The organism is uncultured Psychrobacter sp., assembly GCF_947495825.1.
Classification (GTDB): Bacteria; Pseudomonadota; Gammaproteobacteria; order Pseudomonadales; family Moraxellaceae; genus Psychrobacter.
The window spans coordinates 115,162-134,852 of record NZ_CANMAH010000003.1 but is presented as its reverse complement, the minus strand read 5'-3'; the positions used below and the strand labels follow the sequence as shown (position 1 = coordinate 134,852).

The 19,691-nt window shown below is 40.9% G+C and carries 14 protein-coding genes; all 14 read right to left on the bottom strand.

Annotation, left to right across the window (positions count from 1 at the left end; translation table 11 throughout):
- Positions 1-2: 2 nt before the first annotated feature.
- Positions 3-542 (bottom strand): GNAT family protein, encoded by a 540-nt coding sequence (locus Q0895_RS04850; RefSeq protein WP_299185947.1) that lies wholly within the window; start codon positions 540-542, stop codon positions 3-5.
- 10 nt (positions 543-552) lie between these two features.
- Positions 553-1,641, bottom strand: coding sequence for a UDP-2,4-diacetamido-2,4,6-trideoxy-beta-L-altropyranose hydrolase (gene pseG / locus Q0895_RS04845; protein ID WP_299185945.1), 1,089 nt, complete (start codon positions 1,639-1,641; stop codon positions 553-555).
- Positions 1,638-2,327, bottom strand: coding sequence for a pseudaminic acid cytidylyltransferase (gene pseF / locus Q0895_RS04840; protein ID WP_299185943.1), 690 nt, complete (start codon positions 2,325-2,327; stop codon positions 1,638-1,640). The genes pseG and pseF overlap by 4 nt, the downstream gene beginning before the upstream one ends.
- Complete coding sequence (pseC, locus tag Q0895_RS04835) at positions 2,320-3,492, bottom strand: UDP-4-amino-4,6-dideoxy-N-acetyl-beta-L-altrosamine transaminase (protein WP_299185940.1); 1,173 nt, start codon at positions 3,490-3,492, stop codon at positions 2,320-2,322. The genes pseF and pseC overlap by 8 nt, the downstream gene beginning before the upstream one ends.
- Positions 3,492-4,490 carry a UDP-N-acetylglucosamine 4,6-dehydratase (inverting) gene (gene pseB, locus Q0895_RS04830; RefSeq protein ID WP_299185937.1) on the bottom strand — a complete coding sequence of 333 codons (999 nt, stop codon included), beginning with the start codon at positions 4,488-4,490 and terminating at the stop codon, positions 3,492-3,494. The genes pseC and pseB overlap by 1 nt, the downstream gene beginning before the upstream one ends.
- A gap of 836 nt (positions 4,491-5,326) precedes the next feature.
- The gene (gene sucD / locus Q0895_RS04825) at positions 5,327-6,202 is read right to left on the bottom strand and encodes a succinate--CoA ligase subunit alpha (RefSeq protein ID WP_299185935.1); all 876 of its coding nucleotides are present in this window, start codon (positions 6,200-6,202) and stop codon (positions 5,327-5,329) included.
- 122 nt (positions 6,203-6,324) lie between these two features.
- Positions 6,325-7,491, bottom strand: a complete 1,167-nt coding sequence (gene sucC, locus Q0895_RS04820; RefSeq protein WP_075103333.1) for an ADP-forming succinate--CoA ligase subunit beta — start codon at positions 7,489-7,491, stop codon at positions 6,325-6,327.
- Positions 7,492-7,705: 214 nt separating this feature from the next.
- Entirely contained in the window at positions 7,706-9,157 is a 1,452-nt protein-coding gene (lpdA, locus tag Q0895_RS04815) for a dihydrolipoyl dehydrogenase (RefSeq protein ID WP_299185932.1), read from the bottom strand.
- Positions 9,158-9,429: 272 nt separating this feature from the next.
- Positions 9,430-10,695, bottom strand: coding sequence for a 2-oxoglutarate dehydrogenase complex dihydrolipoyllysine-residue succinyltransferase (odhB, locus tag Q0895_RS04810; RefSeq protein ID WP_299185930.1), 1,266 nt, complete (start codon positions 10,693-10,695; stop codon positions 9,430-9,432).
- Positions 10,696-10,879: 184 nt separating this feature from the next.
- Positions 10,880-13,765 carry a 2-oxoglutarate dehydrogenase E1 component gene (locus tag Q0895_RS04805; RefSeq protein ID WP_299185928.1) on the bottom strand — a complete coding sequence of 962 codons (2,886 nt, stop codon included), beginning with the start codon at positions 13,763-13,765 and terminating at the stop codon, positions 10,880-10,882.
- 947 nt (positions 13,766-14,712) lie between these two features.
- On the bottom strand, positions 14,713-15,423 hold the full coding sequence (locus tag Q0895_RS04800; protein WP_058367878.1) for a succinate dehydrogenase iron-sulfur subunit: 711 nt from the start codon (positions 15,421-15,423) through the stop codon (positions 14,713-14,715).
- 179 nt (positions 15,424-15,602) lie between these two features.
- The gene (gene sdhA, locus Q0895_RS04795; protein ID WP_058367877.1) at positions 15,603-17,453 is read right to left on the bottom strand and encodes a succinate dehydrogenase flavoprotein subunit; all 1,851 of its coding nucleotides are present in this window, start codon (positions 17,451-17,453) and stop codon (positions 15,603-15,605) included.
- Between the two features lie 381 nt (positions 17,454-17,834).
- A complete protein-coding gene (sdhD, locus tag Q0895_RS04790; protein ID WP_075103405.1) occupies positions 17,835-18,221 on the bottom strand; it encodes a succinate dehydrogenase, hydrophobic membrane anchor protein in 387 nt (128 codons plus the stop codon).
- Between the two features lie 20 nt (positions 18,222-18,241).
- Entirely contained in the window at positions 18,242-18,628 is a 387-nt protein-coding gene (sdhC, locus tag Q0895_RS04785) for a succinate dehydrogenase, cytochrome b556 subunit (RefSeq protein WP_082637937.1), read from the bottom strand.
- Between the last annotated feature and the right edge of the window lie 1,063 nt (positions 18,629-19,691).

Below are 19,691 nucleotides of genomic sequence, written 5' to 3'. Positions count from 1 at the left end.
TCTTATTCTCCAGCTTCAAAGTACTTAGGATTGAGGCAACATACACATACTCTATCAACATTTTCTCCATCAATATAATAAAACCCTTTCATAGTTGCTTCAATGTACCATCCTGCTCTTGTATAAGCTTTAATTGAAGGTATGTTTTTATCAATCATACCTCCTTGCAAGCGCCTAATATCAAGCTCATCGAATGCAACTTTATTAGCTAATGCAATAGCTTTAGAAGCCAACCCTTTACCTAAATACTCTCTATTACCAATAAAAACAACTAAGTCAGATGTCTTATTCTTCCAATCGATAGGGCCGATTTTCACGTTGCCTACTTTATTATTATTTGAAGTATCAAAGATCAGGTAATAATAATACTTTCTTTCGTCAAGTCCTCTTTGATAATCATCAATCAGAACTCCTTTATCAAACTTCCTACCTGAGCCCGTATAGTAATTTAAATGACCATCATTATTTTCAAACCAATCACAATACTCGTCATCTATATCATTTTTTGTAAGTGCTCTAATATCTATTTTTATTCCTTCCATAATTCACCTCTTAGTGGATAGTTTTAATGATATGACTTGCTATTCTTTTCGACCCTAGCCCATCTACTAGTGACTGAATCCTATTTCTACGAATAATATAAGATTCAGATTCTAGCTGAAGATTAGTTATGAAATTAACTATTGTGTTAGTTGTAATTTTTTTTAATGAACCTAAATAATCGATCATCTCCTGCTCATCTAGATATTCGACTAGTTCTTTTTGATTTTCTGCTATATCAATAAGCGCAGAATTCAAGCCTAAGCAAAATCTCTCCCATACAGTTGAACCACAAGCTCCTAAACAATAAATACTAGTATTCATTAATTCAGGCATTTTATCTGTAGTTTCTTGCATCTTAATATGAGGTACCTCTTCAACTAAATCATGTAGTATTGCATAATGCTCAGCTGGTAGCTTACCTGTTATGATGTGAAAATTATACTTAAAACACTGTAATAAGGCGGGGATGACCGTTTGCCATAATGAGAAACTGCCTACACCTCCAAAGTTGACCAATATAGAATCTAATTCAACTCTCTCATTATGACCGATATTTGACTGCCTCATTTCTTCATACATAGGCTTTAACAGAGCATACTTCGGCCCTAATAATTTTTGAGCATGCTCAGGTAAAAGACCATTGTAGCGAACATCTATATTAGGCCAATAATTTTGGTCAATCAAAATATCACTTAAATGGACTCTATTAGCTAGGTCATCTATTACCACTATGGGTATGGATAGTTTGTTTTTTATATAGCCTTCCCAAACAGAATCTATTGAATAGTGATCTATAACTAATAAGTCTATTTTGAAAGTGGAAGCTGATTTAAGAAAATCTTCAGCATCCTCTTGTTGAGACACCCCCAGCCACTCTGAATGTCTATCGGAAAAGGATTTATTGACGGAGGATCCAATAACTGAATATTCAAAATCATTATCATCAATAATACTTAACAGATTTCCATCATACTGTCTGACAAAAAAAATACTTTTAACAAAACTTTCTTTAAGTTGGGTAGCTAAAGTGAGACAACGTTGTAAATGCCCAGTACCAATATGCGGAGCAACATCTACCCTAAAAGCAATCGTTTTCACGTTTCTATCCATGCTTGATACATGAGTTCTGCTGTTCTCCAATCCTCTAAGGTATCAATGTCCTGAACAAGATATCGAGGTAATTTCACACCTAAAGAATGCTCACTAAATATTGGTAGTGCTTGTTGCCAAGCTTCTTTAGTACCCCAATAGAACTGACCTGCATCATGCCAAGCTTCTTCTAAATCTTGGGACCTTACATTCAGTTTAGTTGCATCTATCATCTTGACGTAATTACTGTCTGATAAATTTAGTGCGCGTTGAATTGGAAACGCATAACTTGTCAGACTGAAAGCATAATGTGAATCTTGTGATTGCTCTAAGAGCTCCAATCCTTGTTTTATGTATTGGGCTTTCAACATTGGAGCAGTGGCATAAATGCAACATACATATTCAAAACTACTATCATTTATTCTTCTCAAAGCGTCTTGAATAACAGGTGTTGTTCCTGCATAGTCATTTGCAAGTTCATCCTTACGAATAAATGGAACTTCAGCGCCACAGCTTAAAGCCACCTCAGCTATTTCTTCATCATCAGTAGAAACGATAATCCTATCGAAGCACTCGCTTTTTATTGCTGCTTCTATTGAATAAGATATAAGCGGTTTACCATGGAACATCTTAATATTCTTCCGTGGTATCCGTTTGCTACCTCCTCTTGCAGGTATTACCGCTATATTAGCCATCTTTTAATATACCTTGTAAAGTTTCAACAATATAATCTTGCTGTTCTTCAGTTAGATCAGGATATAAAGGTAGACTAATTGCTTCTTTGTAATATTGTTCAGCTTGTGGGAAGTCGCCCATCTTAAAGCCAAAATTATTCTGGTAGTAGGGTTGGAGGTGCACAGGAATATAGTGCAAATTAACGCCTATATTAGATGCGCGTAAAGAATTAAAAACATCCAAATGGGTAGCTTTAATTTCATCTAATTTTAGCCTAATCACATAAAGGTGAAGACCAGAGTGACCCTCTGATATTTGATAAGGTACTATGACAGAAAGATTCGCTAACTTGTGATTATACCTATCTGCTATTCTATGCCGACTTTCATTAATATCGTTTAATCGTTTAATCTGAGAGCTACCAAGTGCTGCCTGTAGCTCAGTCATACGATAATTAAATCCTAAATCAACTTGTTGGTAATACCAAGGACCGTCAGGTTCATGCGTCATTAATTCTGGATCGCGAGTGATACCATGACTACGAAGAAGATCTAACTTTTGTGCTAAATCTTCACTATTAGTCGTAGCCACACCACCTTCAGCGGTCGTAATAATCTTGACTGGATGAAAGCTAAATATAGTAATATCAGAATACTGACAATTACCTATTGGCTGATCTTTGTACTTACCACCTATTGCGTGTGATGCATCTTCGATAACCGAAAAGTCATATTCTTTAGAAAGCTCATATATCCCTTCCATATCACAAGGCTGACCACATAAGTGAACAGGGATAACTACTTTAGGCAGCTGTCCTTTGACCTTAGCGGTCTGCAATTTATCCTTCAAAGCCTGCGTAGACAAATTATATGTTTTAGGATCAATATCTACAAAGTCTATACTAGCGCCACAATATAATGCACAGTTTGCTGACGCAACGAAAGTGATAGGGGTTGTCCATACAAGGTCACCCTTCCCTACACCTAAGGCTAAGCAAGCTGCATGTAGTGCTGATGTAGCACTATTCATTGCAAATGCAAATTTAACATTACATTGAGTTTTAATCGCTTCTTCAAAATTAGGGACTTTTGGTCCTTGAGTAAGGAAGTCCGATTCTAATACCTCTACAACGGCATTAATATCTTCTTTAGTAATATTTTGACGACCATATGGTATAAAGTTCATTATATTTTACCAATTCTATCTTTATTTTCTTGTATCCAAGACTCAAGCTCTTTCCTTGGCATCCATTCAGTATTGTTATCACTTGAATAAACAAAACCTTCTGGGACTTTTTTGCCATCTTTAACACGTTCTGGTGAATTACCCCAGTTGTTAATAGTAGGTAATATCTTAAAATGTTCAGCGTACTCATAAGTATAGTAAGAATCTTCAGCACCAATCATTTGCTCATGTAGTTTTTCACCCGGTCTAATGCCTATAATCTTAGTTTGAGCTTCTGGTGCTACAGCTTTAGCAACATCCATAATATTCATGGATGGAATTTTCTTAACGTAGATCTCTCCACCCTCCATGTCTTCAAAAGCATGCCATACAAGCTCAACACCTTCTTTTAAAGTAATCATAAAACGTGTCATACGATCATCTGTAATAGGTAGCTCACCTTTCTCTTTAATCGATAAGAAAAATGGAATAACCGATCCACGTGAACCCATGACATTGCCGTAACGTACTACAGCAAACTGTGTAGGATGCTGACCACTATAAGCATTTCCTGCTACAAACAATTTATCAGAGGTAAGCTTCGTAGCACCATATAGGTTGATAGGGCTACTTGCCTTATCAGTTGATAATGCAACCACTCGCTTGATCCCTTTGTCTATACAAGCATCAATTAAGTTCATCGCTCCATGTACATTGGTTTTTACACATTCAAAGGGATTGTACTCGGCAGTTGGAACAATTTTTGTAGCAGCAGCATGTACAACATAATCGACACCATCTAGTGCTCGATAAAGCCTTTCTTTATCCCTTACATCGCCAATAAAAAAACGTACGCGAGGATCATCTTGAAAAAGTTTAGCCATTTCCCACTGTTTCATTTCATCTCTAGAAAATATGATAATTTTTTTAGGATTGTACTTTTCAAGTGTCATTGGAATAAATTTATGACCAAAAGAGCCTGTACCACCAGTTACTAAAATTGTTGAGTTACTTAACATTTATTCTTAACCTTAATTCACGTAATATTTAAATAAAAACACTCAATTGTAGAAGTGTCACTATACTTTTTCAAGATGATTTTGATAGTCGCTTAATATACTTATTTCGACACTTTTATCTAGTCATTCTTTTCACGTCTTGAGAATGCTATATGGGTTAACATTATATGAGATATGATTGTTTTCTAACAATGCTTCTTTAACTACGCTTCAATTAGTGATATAGCAGTAACAGCATGATTTATTTGCTTGTTTCGAATATTATAAATATTTATCAAAACAATATTCCTAGAATTGTTCTTATACAGTTCTTTATGGATAATTTTTGAAAGGTCATACTATTCTCCCTATGTAGCTCTATACAAGTATGTGAGCCGATATATCCATCGCCACCCGTTACTAAGATCTTGTTATTCATGACAATTAGCTACAATAAAAACACCTCATTGTAGGGTTGTAGTAAAGTTTTTTCAAGGTGTTAATTTAGCGGGTAAAAAAGGTTAAATCGACATCGTTTACTCGTTTATTCCCTTTTATCAATGTAAGCTTTGACTGGTAAGCCTTACAAAATATTCACAACAATGAATATACAGATATCGGGTACTCAAACTTAATTAAAAAATATTCAATTTTTGAAATAAAAGACCGATTATCGCTATAATTACCTACTTCGTCCGTGTGAGTATAACAATAGCTGTCATATGATGACTTGATAAGATTTTTTTGCAAAGACGTTAAAATGTGCTACATACCTTCTTTTTCTATCCAAAAAAAACACCCCAATGTAGGAGTGTTTTTGTCGATATTGTAAGCTGTCTCTTAACGCTAGCTCTGTATTACCAACCAGTCACTTCTTTTAGCTTATCGCCAAGCTTGGATGGGTCACGAGTATACGCGATACCAGCATCTTCAAAGGCTTTGAATTTCTCTTCAGCAGTACCTTGACCACCAGAGATGATCGCGCCAGCATGGCCCATACGCTTGCCTTCTGGAGCCGTTACACCAGCGATGTAACCAACGACAGGCTTAGTCACATGGTCTTTGATGTAAGCTGCCGCTTCTTCTTCAGCAGTACCACCGATCTCACCGATTAGGATGATCGCTTCGGTTTGTGGATCATCTTGGAACAATTTTAGCGCGTCAATCTGGTTCATACCAGGGATAGGATCACCACCGATACCGATACACGTTGACTGACCAAAGCCAAGCTTAGTGGTCTGCGCGACGGCTTCATAAGTTAGCGTACCAGAGCGTGAGATGATACCTACTTTACCTGGCTGATGGATATGACCTGGCATGATACCGATTTTACATTCGCCTGGCGTGATGACACCTGGGCAGTTAGGGCCAACTAAACGCACATCGCCCGCTTCTTCTAGATAGCGTTTTGCTTTTAGCATATCGATAGTCGGTACGCCTTCAGTGATCACGACGATCAATTTAACACCAGCATCAATTGCTTCAACGATAGAATCTAGTACGAATGGTGCTGGTACGTAGATAACAGAAGCGTCAGCTTGAGTCGCTTCCATAGCTTCACTCATAGTGTTAAATACAGGTAGACCTAGGTGCGTTTGACCGCCTTTACCTGGAGTCACACCACCAACTACTTTGGTACCATATTCGATGGCTTGCTCAGAATGGAACGTACCATTTTTACCAGTAAAACCCTGTACCAATACTTTGGTATCTTTATCGATTAATACACTCATTATATTTTCCTTGTATTCGGTTGTCTTGTAACAGTGGTCCTTATAACTCTTGTTACCAGATATTGGTAACCACTCTTTGTTATAAAAACCACTATTACGATTTGACTACTATGCTTAAAGACTTAGGCTTTCACAGCATCGACAATTTTTTGAGCCGCGTCAGATAGGCCTTGAGCTGAAATCAATTTCAGACCAGACTCTTCTAGAATTTGTGCGCCTTTCTCAGCGTTGTTACCTTCTAAACGAACAACAACGGGTACTTGTACGTCAACTTCTTTGATAGCAGCGATGATAGCTTCTGCAATCATGTCACAACGTACGATACCGCCAAAGATGTTGATTAGAACGCCTTCAACACTGCTGTCTTCTAGAATAATTTTGAACGCTTCAACAACGCGATCTTTGGTTGCGCCGCCGCCAACGTCCAAGAAGTTAGCAGGCTTGCCGCCATACAACTTGATGATATCCATGGTCGCCATTGCAAGACCAGCACCGTTCACCATACAACCGATGTTACCTTCTAGAGCAACATAGTTTAGGTCAAACTCAGCTGCTTTAAGCTCACGCTCGTTTTCTTGCGTCTTGTCTTGTAGCGCTGCAATTTTAGGCAGACGATATAGTGCGTTTGAATCGATACCGATTTTACCATCAACACAAACGATTTCGCCGTTTTCACGAACGGCCAATGGGTTGATTTCCATTAGGGCAAAGTCGTTTTCAACAAATGCTTTATAAGCGCCAGTCATCAATTTAACGAACTGATTAATTTGCTTGCCTTCTAGACCAAGTTTGAACGCAACGTCGCGCGCTTGGAAAGGCATCAAACCAACTAGAGGATCAACATTTACTTTAAAGATTTTTTCTGGTGTGCTGTGTGCTACTTCTTCGATATCTACGCCGCCTTCGGTAGATGCCATGAAGGTTACACGACGAGTTGCACGATCAACGACTGCGCCAAGATATAGCTCAGTTTGTACTGGGTACATGTCTTCTGCAACCAACACAAAGTTGACTGGCTGGCCATCAGCATCAGTCTGAAACGTAACTAGATTAGTACCGATCAGCTCATCAGCGACTTGCTTAGCTTCTTCACGAGTCTTAACTAGCTTAACACCGCCCGCTTTACCGCGGCCACCAGCGTGTACTTGCGCTTTAATTACCGCAATGTCAGTTGGCGTCTTATCAAAGGCTGCTGCAGCTTCGTCGCCACTATGGGCAATGATGCCTTCTTGAATTGGCAAACCATAGCTTTTTAATAGCTCTTTTGCTTGATACTCATGTAAATTCATTGATTGTATCCTTTATTTTTTACAATTAATAAAAAGTGAAAATAAGTGCACGATAACATTTATATGGTGCACTTATAACCGTAGCCCCAGTGGTTATAACACTCATCGTTATAACCATTATCATAAGCATAGTCATCATAATTATCATAGTCATGACGCTTTGCTGTGCTACGGTCAATTTATACCTTAATACCTACTCGGTAACCGCTAGCGATTACTTACGTTTTTTGCGCTGAATGGCGTGAATAGCACGGCCATCTGCAGATAGAGCAGCTTCATGCACTGCTTCTGAAATCGTTGGATGCGCAAACGTCATTAGCTGCAAGTCTTCAATACTAGAGACAAATTCCATCGCGATCATACCTTGATGGACGATGTCGCCTGCACCAGCAGAGATAGCATGCATACCTAGCAAGCGATCGGTCTTAGCGTCAGCGACGACTTTAACAGAGCCTTGCGCTTCACTTTGTGCCAAAGCACGGCCGTTAGCAGCTAGGTTAAACGAGCCTGTTTTGACTTCATAGCCTGCTTCAGTCGCTTCTTGCTCAGTCAAACCAACCCATGCGATTTCTGGATGGGTGTAGATAACGTTGATGATGGTATCATAGTTGACTTGCGCCTTTTCACCATGGATACGCTCAACCGCCATCATACCCTCTTCCATCGCTTTATGAGCCAGCATTGGACCACGGACTAAGTCACCAATGGCATATACGCCATCGAGGTTAGTTTTGCATTGATCGTCGACATCGATAAGACCACGCTCAGTCAAGGTAATACCGCTGTCTTCACCAAGTAGTTTTTCAGAGTAAGCACGGCGGCCGACACAAACAATCAGCTTATCAAAGCTCTCGTCTGATGACTCGCCTTTGGCTTCGCTAGTAACGACCACTTGATCGCCTTGTACTTCAGCATTGGTGACTTTGGTATCGACACGGATATCGAGGCCTTGCTTTTTAAACATCTTACGTGACTCTTTAGCGATGTCTTTATCAGCAGCTGCTAAAAACTCAGGTAGCGCTTCATAGACGACCACTTCACTACCTAGGCGGCGCCATACAGAGCCAAGCTCAAGACCGATCACACCTGCACCGATGACACCTAAACGCTTAGGTACTTCAGTAAAATCAAGTGCGCCTGTCGAATCTACAATACGATCTCCGTCAGTTTTAGCGACAGGAATCTCGATAGGGACAGAACCTGCTGCCAAAATGACATTTTTAGCAGTGATAGTACTTTCCGCTTCGTCTTCTAGCGCAGTAAACTTAACTTTTTTCTCGCTACCTTTGCCATCAACTAATGTACCCCAGCCTTGTAGCCAGTCAACGCCATTACCTTTTAATAACGCTGCTACGCCGCCAGTCAACTGCTTGACGATGCCTTCTTTACGTTCTATCATTTGTTCGATATTGATAGAGACGTCACCTGTACTAATACCATGCTCATCAAGGTCATGTTTAGTCGCTTCATAACGATGCGAGCTATCAAGTAAGGCTTTTGATGGGATACAACCAACGTTTAGACAAGTACCGCCAAGCGCAGGCTCGCCCTTATAAACACGTTTTTCGATACAAGCAACACTCATACCCAGCTGTCCTGCACGGATAGCCGCTTCATAACCACCGGGACCGCCGCCAATGACGACTAAATCATAATTGTCTTTCATAGTACGTTCCTTTTCTAATTTTAGTTTGAGCTTTGTTTTTGTTTATAGATACCGTTGCTAACCATACCAATCTATACCAATAAAAAAGCCATACGTCACCCGATCGTTATCTAGTCAATACACTAAGTTAGCATCGTGTGTCATATAGCGCTTATTGATTATCTTAAAGACTGAATGTTATAAACGATAAAGCCTTTTAAAAAGGTATCTATAAATTTTTAGTATAAAAGCAAAAAGCTTGTATCAGTGTGGGCCGATACAAGCTTATAAGCTTATAGGTCTAGTAGTAATAATGATGGATCTTCAACCAATTCTTTGATAGTCACCAAGAACTGTACCGCTTCTTTACCATCGATCATACGGTGGTCATAAGATAGGGCCAGATACATCATTGGTAAGATTTCAACCTTGCCATCGACTGCCATTGGACGCTCGTTGATAGCATGCATACCTAAGATAGCAGTTTGTGGTGGATTCAAGATAGGCGTTGACATGAGTGAACCAAAGACACCACCGTTTGAGATAGTAAACGTACCACCAGTCATCTCATCCAAACCTAACTTGCCTTCTTGCGCTTTGCCGCCAAGCTCACGGATTTTGCTCTCGACATCCGCCATGCTCATGCGATCCGTATCACGAAGTACTGGAACCACTAGGCCACGATCTGATGATACAGCAACACCGATATCATAAAAACCATGATAAACGATATCATCGCCATCCAATGACGCGTTCACTGCTGGGAAGCGTTTTAGCGCTTCAGTAGCGGCGCGTACGAATAACGACATAAAGCCTAGACGTACACCATGACGCTTTTCAAACTTGTCTTTATACTTAGTACGTAAGTCCATCAATGGCTTCATATTGACTTCGTTAAACGTGGTCAACATTGCAGTATCTTGTGATGCTGACAATAAACGCTCGGCAACACGCTTACGCAAACGTGTCATCGGTACGCGTTTTTCAGTGCGCTCACCAACTGACTCAGCAACAGGACGACCGCTATCAGATTTGATAGAGCTGTCAGCTTTTAGCTTTGGATCTGCCATATCAGTCTTGGTAACACGGCCACCGCGGCCACTACCTTCGACATTCTTTGGATCTACGCCACTTTCTTTGGCAGCTTTACGTACCGCAGGGCTTTGGTCTTTATGATCAGCTTCATCGTGCGGCGCATTTGGACGATTTGAGGTATCGCCGTATCCAGTTTCTTTTTGTTGTACTGGTGCAGCTGGTTGATTTGGATCTACTGCTGGCGCTTCATCAGAGCCAGTATCGGTGTCAGCATCAGAGCTACCACTTGCACCAGCTTCAAACTCTGCGATTAGGTCCGCTGATTCAACCGTATCATCGACTTGTTTGACGATTTTGGTTACAACACCGTCATCAGGTGCAACGACTTCCAACACTACTTTATCAGTTTCGATCTCTGCTAAAAGGTCATCACGATTAACCTGTTGGCCTTCAGTGACATGCCATTCAACAATCGTGCCATCGGCAACCGATTCTGGAAAAACGGGGGTATTAATTTCAGCCATCGATATACTCCTTAGATTTAGATATTACTACTTATTATTAAGTCGTGATAGACAGTTATTTCCTATTTGAAGGTATGTTATTAATAAAAACCTACCCACATACATCGTCTACTTCTTGATAATCTAACCATGCAATAGGAACTAACTGCTATCGTCTCATTGATTAATCTTATATTGGTAGCGCTTATTCAGCCAACTCATCGACACTAACGCCTAAACCTTCGGCAACCAGTGTTTGCTGCTGCTGAACATGCAACTTCGGTGAACCAGTCGCTGGCGCTGCACTAGGAGGACGTGCTACTGGCTCCATTACTTTCGCTCTAGTCGGATGCGGTACCACAATACGGAACATATGCGGTGCTAAATAATACCAAGCACCTTGGTTCAGTGGCTCTTCTTGCGTCCAGACAATTTCTTTTAGGTTGCTGTATTTTTCTATCTCAGCAATTAGACGCTCTTCTGGAAGCGGATAAAGCTGCTCAATACGAACGATGGCGACATGCTCTAGACCCAATGCGCGGCGCTGCTCAAGTAAGTCGTAATAGACCTTACCGCCACATAATACCAAACGTGTGATCTGATCGGCATTTTGCTCATCAATCTCTGGCAGTACTGTCTCAAACTTGCCATTAGCAAGCTCTTCTAACTGAGAAGTCGCAAGCTTATGGCGTAGTAAGCTCTTTGGTGACATAACGATCAAGGGTTTACGTATCGGACGTACTGCTTGACGACGTAATGCATGGAAAATCTGTGCAGGCGTCGTTGGCGTAATGACTTGCATATTGTCTTCAGCGCATAGCTGTAAAAAGCGCTCAAGACGGGCTGAAGAATGCTCCGGACCTTGACCTTCAAAGCCATGTGGTAATAGCATGGTTAATCCGCACACACGCTGCCATTTGGTCTCACCACTAGAGATAAATTGGTCAATGACGACCTGCGCACCGTTGACGAAATCACCGAACTGCGCTTCCCAAACGATCAACGCATTAGGTACTGTCGTTGCATAGCCATACTCAAAGGCTAGCACCGCTTCTTCTGATAGCAACGAGTTGTAAGTAGCAAAACGAGCTTGCTTTTCACTAATATGAGCCAACGGCACATACATACTGCCATCATTGACATTATAAATTTCGCTATGACGATGCGAGAAGGTACCACGGCCAACGTCTTCACCAGTGATACGTACCAATATATCGTCATTATCAACGAGAGAGGCATAAGCTAGGGTCTCTGCTGCACCCCAGTTAAGTGGCTCTTCACCAGTTTGCATCGCTAAACGCTGATCCACGACTTTTTGTACTTGACGTTGAAGCTTATAGCCTTCTGGCATCTCAGCCATGCGGCGACCATACTCTTTTAGTTTTTCGATATCGACACTGGTATCCCAATCGTCGACTAAGTCGTGACCTAAGTAAGGCTTCCAATTCACAAAAAGCGCCTCATCAGGATCACTGACCAAAGAGTTCACCACATAATCACCACGATCTAGCGACTCACGATATGAGTCCTCGTAGTTTTTGGCTTCACTTTCGTCAATTACACCATCTTTGATCAGTTGCTGGGCATATATTGCACGAGTCGTTGGTAACTTTTTGATGACTGAATACATCAACGGCTGAGTCGCAGAAGGTTCATCCGCTTCATTGTGACCGTTACGGCGATAACAGAACAAATCGATAATGATGTCTTTATCAAACTCATGACGATAATCAAGAGCAAGCTGCGCGGCAAAAACGACTGATTCAGGATCATCGCCATTTACATGTAAGATCGGTGCATGAACCATTTTAGCGACATCGGTACAATATTCTGTCGAGCGCAAGTCTTCTTGACGGCTGGTCGTAAAGCCGACTTGGTTGTTGATGACTATATGTAGCGTCCCGCCCGTGGTATAAGCACGAGTCTGTGACATCTGGAACGTCTCTTGTACCACGCCTTGACCAGCAAATGCGGCATCACCGTGGACAACGATCGGTAGCACCGAGTTACCATCTTTATTATTGTGACGAGCTTGGTCGTTACGACGTACTTGACGGGCACGGACAGAGCCTTGTAATACTGGCGCGACAATCTCAAGGTGTGATGGGTTAAAGGCCAATGCTAAGTGCGCTTCACCGCCTGGCGTCATCACGTTAGATGAATAACCGTTATGATATTTGACGTCACCTGAGCCTTTTTCTGGCTGAACTTTGCCATCAAACTCATCAAACAAATCAGCTGGGTTTTTACCCAAAACGTTAACCAATAAGTTAAGACGTCCGCGGTGTGCCATACCGATAACCATCTCTTTGGTACCGTAACCACCAGCACGTTGAATGATTTCGTTAACCGCAGGAATAAAGCTTTCACCACCTTCAAGGCCAAAACGTTTTACGCCCGTATATTTACGCGCCAAATACTTCTCTAACCCTTCAGCAGCGGTCAGACGCTCCAAGATAGATAAGCGTTTTTCTTCGTCGAATTTGATATAACCTAGGTTGGTCTCAAGATACTTCTCCATCCAGCGCTTTTCAGTACTGGTGGTTACATGCATATATTCTACACCGATATGGCGACAGTAGATGCGTTCCATAATTTCGATAATCTCACGCAATGGCGCTTCTTTTTTACCGATATTAAGATCGCTCGTAGGATATATAGTATCAAGGTCAGCTTCTGATAAGCCATGATAAGCGAGGGTTAAGTCTTCTACCGCAGCGCGTGGATGCAGCTCTAAAGGATCAAGCTGCGCACGGCGATGTCCACGACGACGATACGCTGAAATCAGCTGCTGAACACCCATTTGTTTAGGATCAGCACAGTCTTCTGACGTACTAGAAGTTGAGTTATCAGAGATAGGACCAATTTTATTGGCTGTCTGATTACGTGCAAGCAATAAAAACTGATCTTTAATGTCATTATGCTTGGCATCGTTGGGAGATTGGTATTGCTTAAAATAATCTTGCCAATCCGTATCGACACTATCTGGATCGCTTAAAAACTGCTCATAAAGGGATTCGATATAAAGGGCATTGTCAGCGGCAAGTTCAGTATGTTCTACGCCAGCTGCTTCTTTCGTTATACTATTCATAATAATCGTCTATTTGATAGATAAATGAATGGAATCGTGCTTATTATTGTGTGTTCTATTATACGCTAAGCTTATAAAAAAGTTGGTATACATCGTTAAATACTGTTTGCCAGTTACTAACTATTTGTCAGTTACTAGTAAGTAGTCGCTCTTATTTGCCAGTAAAGATCATTAGCCGATTATGCTAAGCTTCACCCATAGTTGCTTGATATCATAAATGAGCATGAACAATGATGATAACAAGTCCAAACTTCACCAATATAACTAATCGAGTAGACAATCTCTTCTCAATCAGCTATTAACAGATGTTTTCAAAGAGTTTTTGTAATGAGCATACACTGCTATATAGGGTAACATGTATGAATTACCTGACATAGTTTGTTTGCTCAATACTAAGTATTTACATATTAAATAACAATTATCACTTTACGAACATTATGTACGTATCGTCAGTATAGCATCGCTAATAGCTTCTAAAAACTTAGCATAATAACAGTGGTTTTTGATACTTTAACTCCCGCTATGATAACATTTTTATGATTCAAAATTTATGACAAGTTGAGCAACATTGCCTTTATTTATAAAGCTGTCTTCAACAAAGCAAAAACCACACTTTTAATAAAACCAAAAGACAGTAGCTTGTTAAAAATAAACGCATTGTTAGCATTTACTCAAATCATCAATAAGAACATATGATAACTTGTCAAATAAACAGACTTTTTACCGTGTATAAATTGTACAGGTAAATAGCGACCAATCTTTGAACCCTTACACGCTACCAACGTACTGTACGTATAGACTTACATTGATTCAGATAATCTGTTCAGCTGCCATACACTGTTAAATACTCACTTTATTGATCTACAAACAGAACATATCATGCAATAAAGACACCGTCTGATTAACAGACGGTGTCTTCGTATATATAAGAATACCTGGGTATTTGATTAACCAGCTTGATCTAGTAATAAATTACGTAGGTTACCGATCGCTTTAGTAGGGTTTAGGCCTTTTGGACAAACCGATACACAGTTCATAATACCGCGGCAACGGAATAGGCTGAACGGATCATCCAAGCGTGCTAGGCGAGCTTGCGTATCAGTATCACGGCTATCAACCACAAAGCGGTTGGCGTTAAGCAGCGCTGCTGGCCCTAAGAACTTATCAGGGTTCCACCAAAATGATGGGCAGCTGGTAGAACAGCAAGCACATAGGATGCATTCATACAGACCGTTCATCTTTTCACGCTGCTCAGGTGACTGCAGACGCTCTGTCGGCGGCGCTGGCTGCTCGTTGATTAGGTACGGATGTACTTTTTCGTATTGCTCATAGAATTGGTTCATGTCAACGACTAAATCACGAACAACGGGCAAACCTGGTAGAGGGCGAACCGTTACCTTTTCAGGCAATGTATTCATGTTAATCAAACAGGCCAAACCATTTTTACCGTTGATGTTTACGCCATCAGAACCACAGATGCCTTCACGGCATGAGCGGCGGAAAGTGATGGTTTCATCTTCCTTTTTTAAGCGTAATAATACGTCAAGCAACATACGATCTGACTCAAGTAGCTCAATCGTATAAGTTTGCATGCGCGGCGCTGTGTCCTGGTCAGGATCATAGCGATAGATTTCGATGGTGCGAGTACCTCGGCTCATAATGCTAAACTCCACACGTAGGTGATGGCGGGCATACAAAATGTGCATCATACCAGCGCTGTTGTTCAATTTTCATCATCGCACTGGCATAAGCTTGTAGCTAGCGGTCACCTTTTTAATAAATTAATAAGGGATAAAACGGTAATCCTATACGTACATAAAATATATGTCATATAAAATTAATAAACGCGAACTTTTGGCTCGACATAATCGACAGTTAATGGAACCTTGCGAACTGGCTTATAGATGATACGGTTGCCTTCAGAATACCATAGAGTATGCTTCATCCAATCATGATCGTTACGGCCGTTTGGTGCGTAATCATCATCTTCTGGGCGATCATAGTCAGCAACACTGTGAGCGCCGCGGCTCTCATGACGATTAGCTGCCGATATCATTGTGGCCTTAGCAACTTCATAAAGGTTGGCAACTTCAAATGCTTCGATACGCGCTGTATTAAACACTTGCGACTTATCTGCTAGATGAATGTTTTCAACCTTGTCACCAAGCGCCAAGATTTTCTCGACTCCTTCATCCATTAAAGCTTGCGTACGGAACACACTTGCATGCTTTTGCATGGTTGCACGAATCTCATCTGCCACGTCTTGCGCATTGTAGCCTTCTGTAGACTGTTGCAATTTATCCAAACGACGTACAGTAAAGTCTAATACATGCGGGTCAAGCGGCTTGTAGTTATGATCAGCATGATGATATTCATCAACGATATGCTTACCTGCTGCACGGCCAAATACTAATAAATCAAGCAGTGAGTTGGTACCTAAACGGTTGGCACCATGGACACTAACGCACGCACACTCACCAATAGCATACAGACCTTTGACGACATCGCCCTTTGCATAAAGTCCGTCTTCATCCTTACCCGCTTCTAAGTCTGGTACAACCACTTGACCATGAATCGTAGTAGGAATGCCGCCCATCATATAATGAATGGTTGGGATAACTGGAATAGGCTCTTTAGTGATATCGACGTTTGCAAAGTTTTTACCAATCTCAAATACCGATGGTAAGCGCTTCATAATGGTATCTACCCCTAAATGCGTCATATCCATAACGATATGGTCGGCATTTGGGCCACAGCCACGACCTTCTTTGATCTCTTGGTCCATCGAGCGTGACACAAGATCACGTGGTGCTAAGTCTTTAACCGTTGGCGCATAACGCTCCATGAAAGCTTCGCCGTCTTTATTACGTAAGATGGCGCCTTCACCGCGGCAACCTTCTGTCAACAGCACCCCTGCTCCGTGAACGCCGGTTGGGTGGAACTGCCAAAACTCCATATCTTGCAATGGAATGCCAGCGCGAACCGCCATACCGATACCGTCACCAGTGTTGATATAAGCGTTAGTAGACGCCGCAAAAATACGACCAGCTCCGCCAGTCGCTAATACTGTAATCGGTGTCTGGAACACAGCTACCGCGCCTGTTTCTTGCTCAAGTGCTACCACACCATTGATGTTACCCGCTTCGTCTTTGATCAAATCAAGCGCAATCCACTCGATGAAGAACTCAGTACCTTGCTGCAGGTTTTTTTGATATAGCGTATGTAAGAGCGCGTGACCTGTACGGTCAGCAGCAGCGCAAGCACGTTGCACGGCTTTTTCGCCATAGTTTGACGTATGACCACCAAATGGACGCTGATAGATCGTGCCATCTTCGTTACGGTCAAATGGCATACCCATGTGCTCAAGCTCATAGACGACTTTTGGCGCTTCACGGCACATATACTCGATAGCGTCTTGGTCACCCAACCAATCTGAGCCTTTTACCGTGTCATAAAAGTGAAAATGCCAGTTGTCGTTGCTCATGTTACCTAAGCTTGCCCCAATACCGCCCTGCGCTGCAACTGTGTGCGAACGGGTTGGGAATACTTTGGTCAAAACTGCAACCTTCATACCCGCTTCAGCCAAATGTAGTGAAGCTCGCATACCTGAACCGCCACCACCGACGATGACTGCATCGTAATTTAAGGTTTTGATGTTACTAATGGTATTATCTTGTCTTGTTGCCATTACGGTTTTCCTAATGCTTGTGAAGTAAATATAAGGAAGTCCAATCAGATATTACGTCAGATCTCTAAGCGTCTTTTGACCATGCTCATTAATCTAGTAGTATTTGTAGACCACCTTTAACCACTTACTAAAATTTGCATATTCTTCATCATACTCAGCTTAGGATGTCTGTCGCTCAATAAGCTTTGTAACGGTGCTCACCACATGATGTCGCGTATTTTATAATTATAAATACGTCTAATCGACACTGTACATCCGCACAATACAACATGATGAATCTAATATGGCCACTGACTGACTGCTTTTAAAGGCGTTAAAAGCGATTAAAGTTAACTGTACAGTCTGTCATCGTAGCGTCTAAAAATGAGAGGTCTATAATAATTAAACAGCCACAACACCGAAGCCACTACCCCAAAAGATCATAACTCCCCAGAATAGATAAACTAAAATGGCGATAATCATTAAGGTTTGTAATACCATACGTAGTTTTGGCGCGCTTTCACCCATCTTACCAGAGGTAATATAGTCAGTGAATATGGTCCACATACCGACCCAAGCGTGGCCAGCAAGTGCAAGTACCGCAACCAAACTGAATAGACGCATAGGCAAACTGGTCATGAAGTCAGACCATTCGATAAAAGTCACGTTACCATGCATCAAAAAGAAGCCAAGTAACACGACGCTATAGACTGCTAGGACGACGGCACTAATACGCTGGACTACCCAATCACGTGTGCCTAGTCCTGTTAGTCCTGTAGCACTTTTGATTCCTGAATCATTTTTCATCATTAGAACATCACCCATACAAATGACGCGACAATTAGAATCGCTGCAATTACTAAACTGACAACAGACACCATACGTGCTGATTTCAGCTCTTCGTTGTTACCGTTGTCAGCAAATAAATGCTTGATACCCATTACAAAATGATATGCAATCGATGCAACGAATATCCATGCTAAGAAGCGAATGAAAACATTATCAAATACGGTTGCAAAGCTCTCAGGTGACGCAAGAGAGGTCTGTAACAACCAAAGCATGACAGGGATTAATAAGAATAGAATAATGCCAGATATACGATGTAGAATTGAAGCTATCGCAATCGGTGAGCGATTAACAGCCATCACTTGGCTCAAAGGCAGATCAATAGGTCGGTTGCTTTTCACAGCGGGCATCCTTTTTGCGGTTATACTCCTGTATCTACTAGCAACGCTAAGTAGGAAACGATCCTACTAAACGTTCAGCAACACATGAGACGAATAAAGTAAGGAAGAGCTAGCTGACTGTGCTAGTTTACGCTAAGCATTAATATGCATTCAACATGTAAAACATCTACGATTCACTGTTTATACTACTGAGACAGCGCTCGCTCGTTGTCAGTAATCATAGTACTCATATAACATGCTTATATAATGATAATAATTTGCGAATTGATTATATGGCTATGCTTTAATTGAAACGATTGTTTTGTCTGTCTAAATTAATATCTAAAATACTAAATACTATGTTTACTAGCTTTAAATTTTGAATACCAGTTTTACTAGTACTAAGGATTTTTCTTCATAATAGTTAGCTGTCTTGTGAGACGTACAGTTAACTGGTCTATTTTTAATTGGTTTCTTAGTATAACAAGGCAAGATCGCTTGACTGCCTTCTCCACAACAAACCGACTTAAGAACAATATAAAAATAGAACAAACAACGACAGCACCAAGACTTTAAACTATTGTTATGACTACAAATTTACGTATTCAATTTAGCAAAATATCGTTCGATTTGGTACTTAATAAACGTACGCACGGTAATCAATATTCGTTAATATGCGATTAGCATCAGTCAAATCATGCCATTATAAAATGGCTAGCCGACAATTACAAATTTATCCCTCAAATAGTGAAAATCGTGGCGGTTTTAACACAAAACCTATTATTTGTAATAAAATTGACGCAACCTTACCTTTTCATAAACGATAATAATTAAGATCAAATTGTGCTACTGGTCATATGCTATGCGTTTTTGACGGCATCAACATAAAACCTAAAACAGCAAAATAGACAAAAAGAGTCAAATTCTATCAAATTACTAGCTTTCCTACTTCTTTCATAAAAACGTCGAATTTGCGCTAAATAAGCCAACAGACATATTTTGATACAAAAATTACCTAATAGAAATACCCTGAAACCACGTGAATTAGCGGTATAGCTGCTAAAACTCTTTTCTAATTGCATTAAATTACTGG

What these genes read in the sequence shown, in the direction of transcription:
- Q0895_RS04850 (WP_299185947.1), bottom strand. Translation starts at nt 542, where the DNA reads ATGGAAGGAATAAAAATAGATATTAGAGCACTTACAAAAAATGATATA.
- pseF (WP_299185943.1), bottom strand. Translation starts at nt 2,327, where the DNA reads ATGGCTAATATAGCGGTAATACCTGCAAGAGGAGGTAGCAAACGGATA.
- pseC (WP_299185940.1), bottom strand. Translation starts at nt 3,492, where the DNA reads ATGAACTTTATACCATATGGTCGTCAAAATATTACTAAAGAAGATATT.
- pseB (WP_299185937.1), bottom strand. Translation starts at nt 4,490, where the DNA reads ATGTTAAGTAACTCAACAATTTTAGTAACTGGTGGTACAGGCTCTTTT.
- sucD (WP_299185935.1), bottom strand. Translation starts at nt 6,202, where the DNA reads ATGAGTGTATTAATCGATAAAGATACCAAAGTATTGGTACAGGGTTTT.
- sucC (WP_075103333.1), bottom strand. Translation starts at nt 7,491, where the DNA reads ATGAATTTACATGAGTATCAAGCAAAAGAGCTATTAAAAAGCTATGGT.
- lpdA (WP_299185932.1), bottom strand. Translation starts at nt 9,157, where the DNA reads ATGAAAGACAATTATGATTTAGTCGTCATTGGCGGCGGTCCCGGTGGT.
- odhB (WP_299185930.1), bottom strand. Translation starts at nt 10,695, where the DNA reads ATGGCTGAAATTAATACCCCCGTTTTTCCAGAATCGGTTGCCGATGGC.
- Q0895_RS04805 (WP_299185928.1), bottom strand. Translation starts at nt 13,765, where the DNA reads ATGAATAGTATAACGAAAGAAGCAGCTGGCGTAGAACATACTGAACTT.
- Q0895_RS04800 (WP_058367878.1), bottom strand. Translation starts at nt 15,423, where the DNA reads ATGAGCCGAGGTACTCGCACCATCGAAATCTATCGCTATGATCCTGAC.
- sdhA (WP_058367877.1), bottom strand. Translation starts at nt 17,453, where the DNA reads ATGGCAACAAGACAAGATAATACCATTAGTAACATCAAAACCTTAAAT.
- sdhC (WP_082637937.1), bottom strand. Translation starts at nt 18,628, where the DNA reads ATGCCCGCTGTGAAAAGCAACCGACCTATTGATCTGCCTTTGAGCCAA.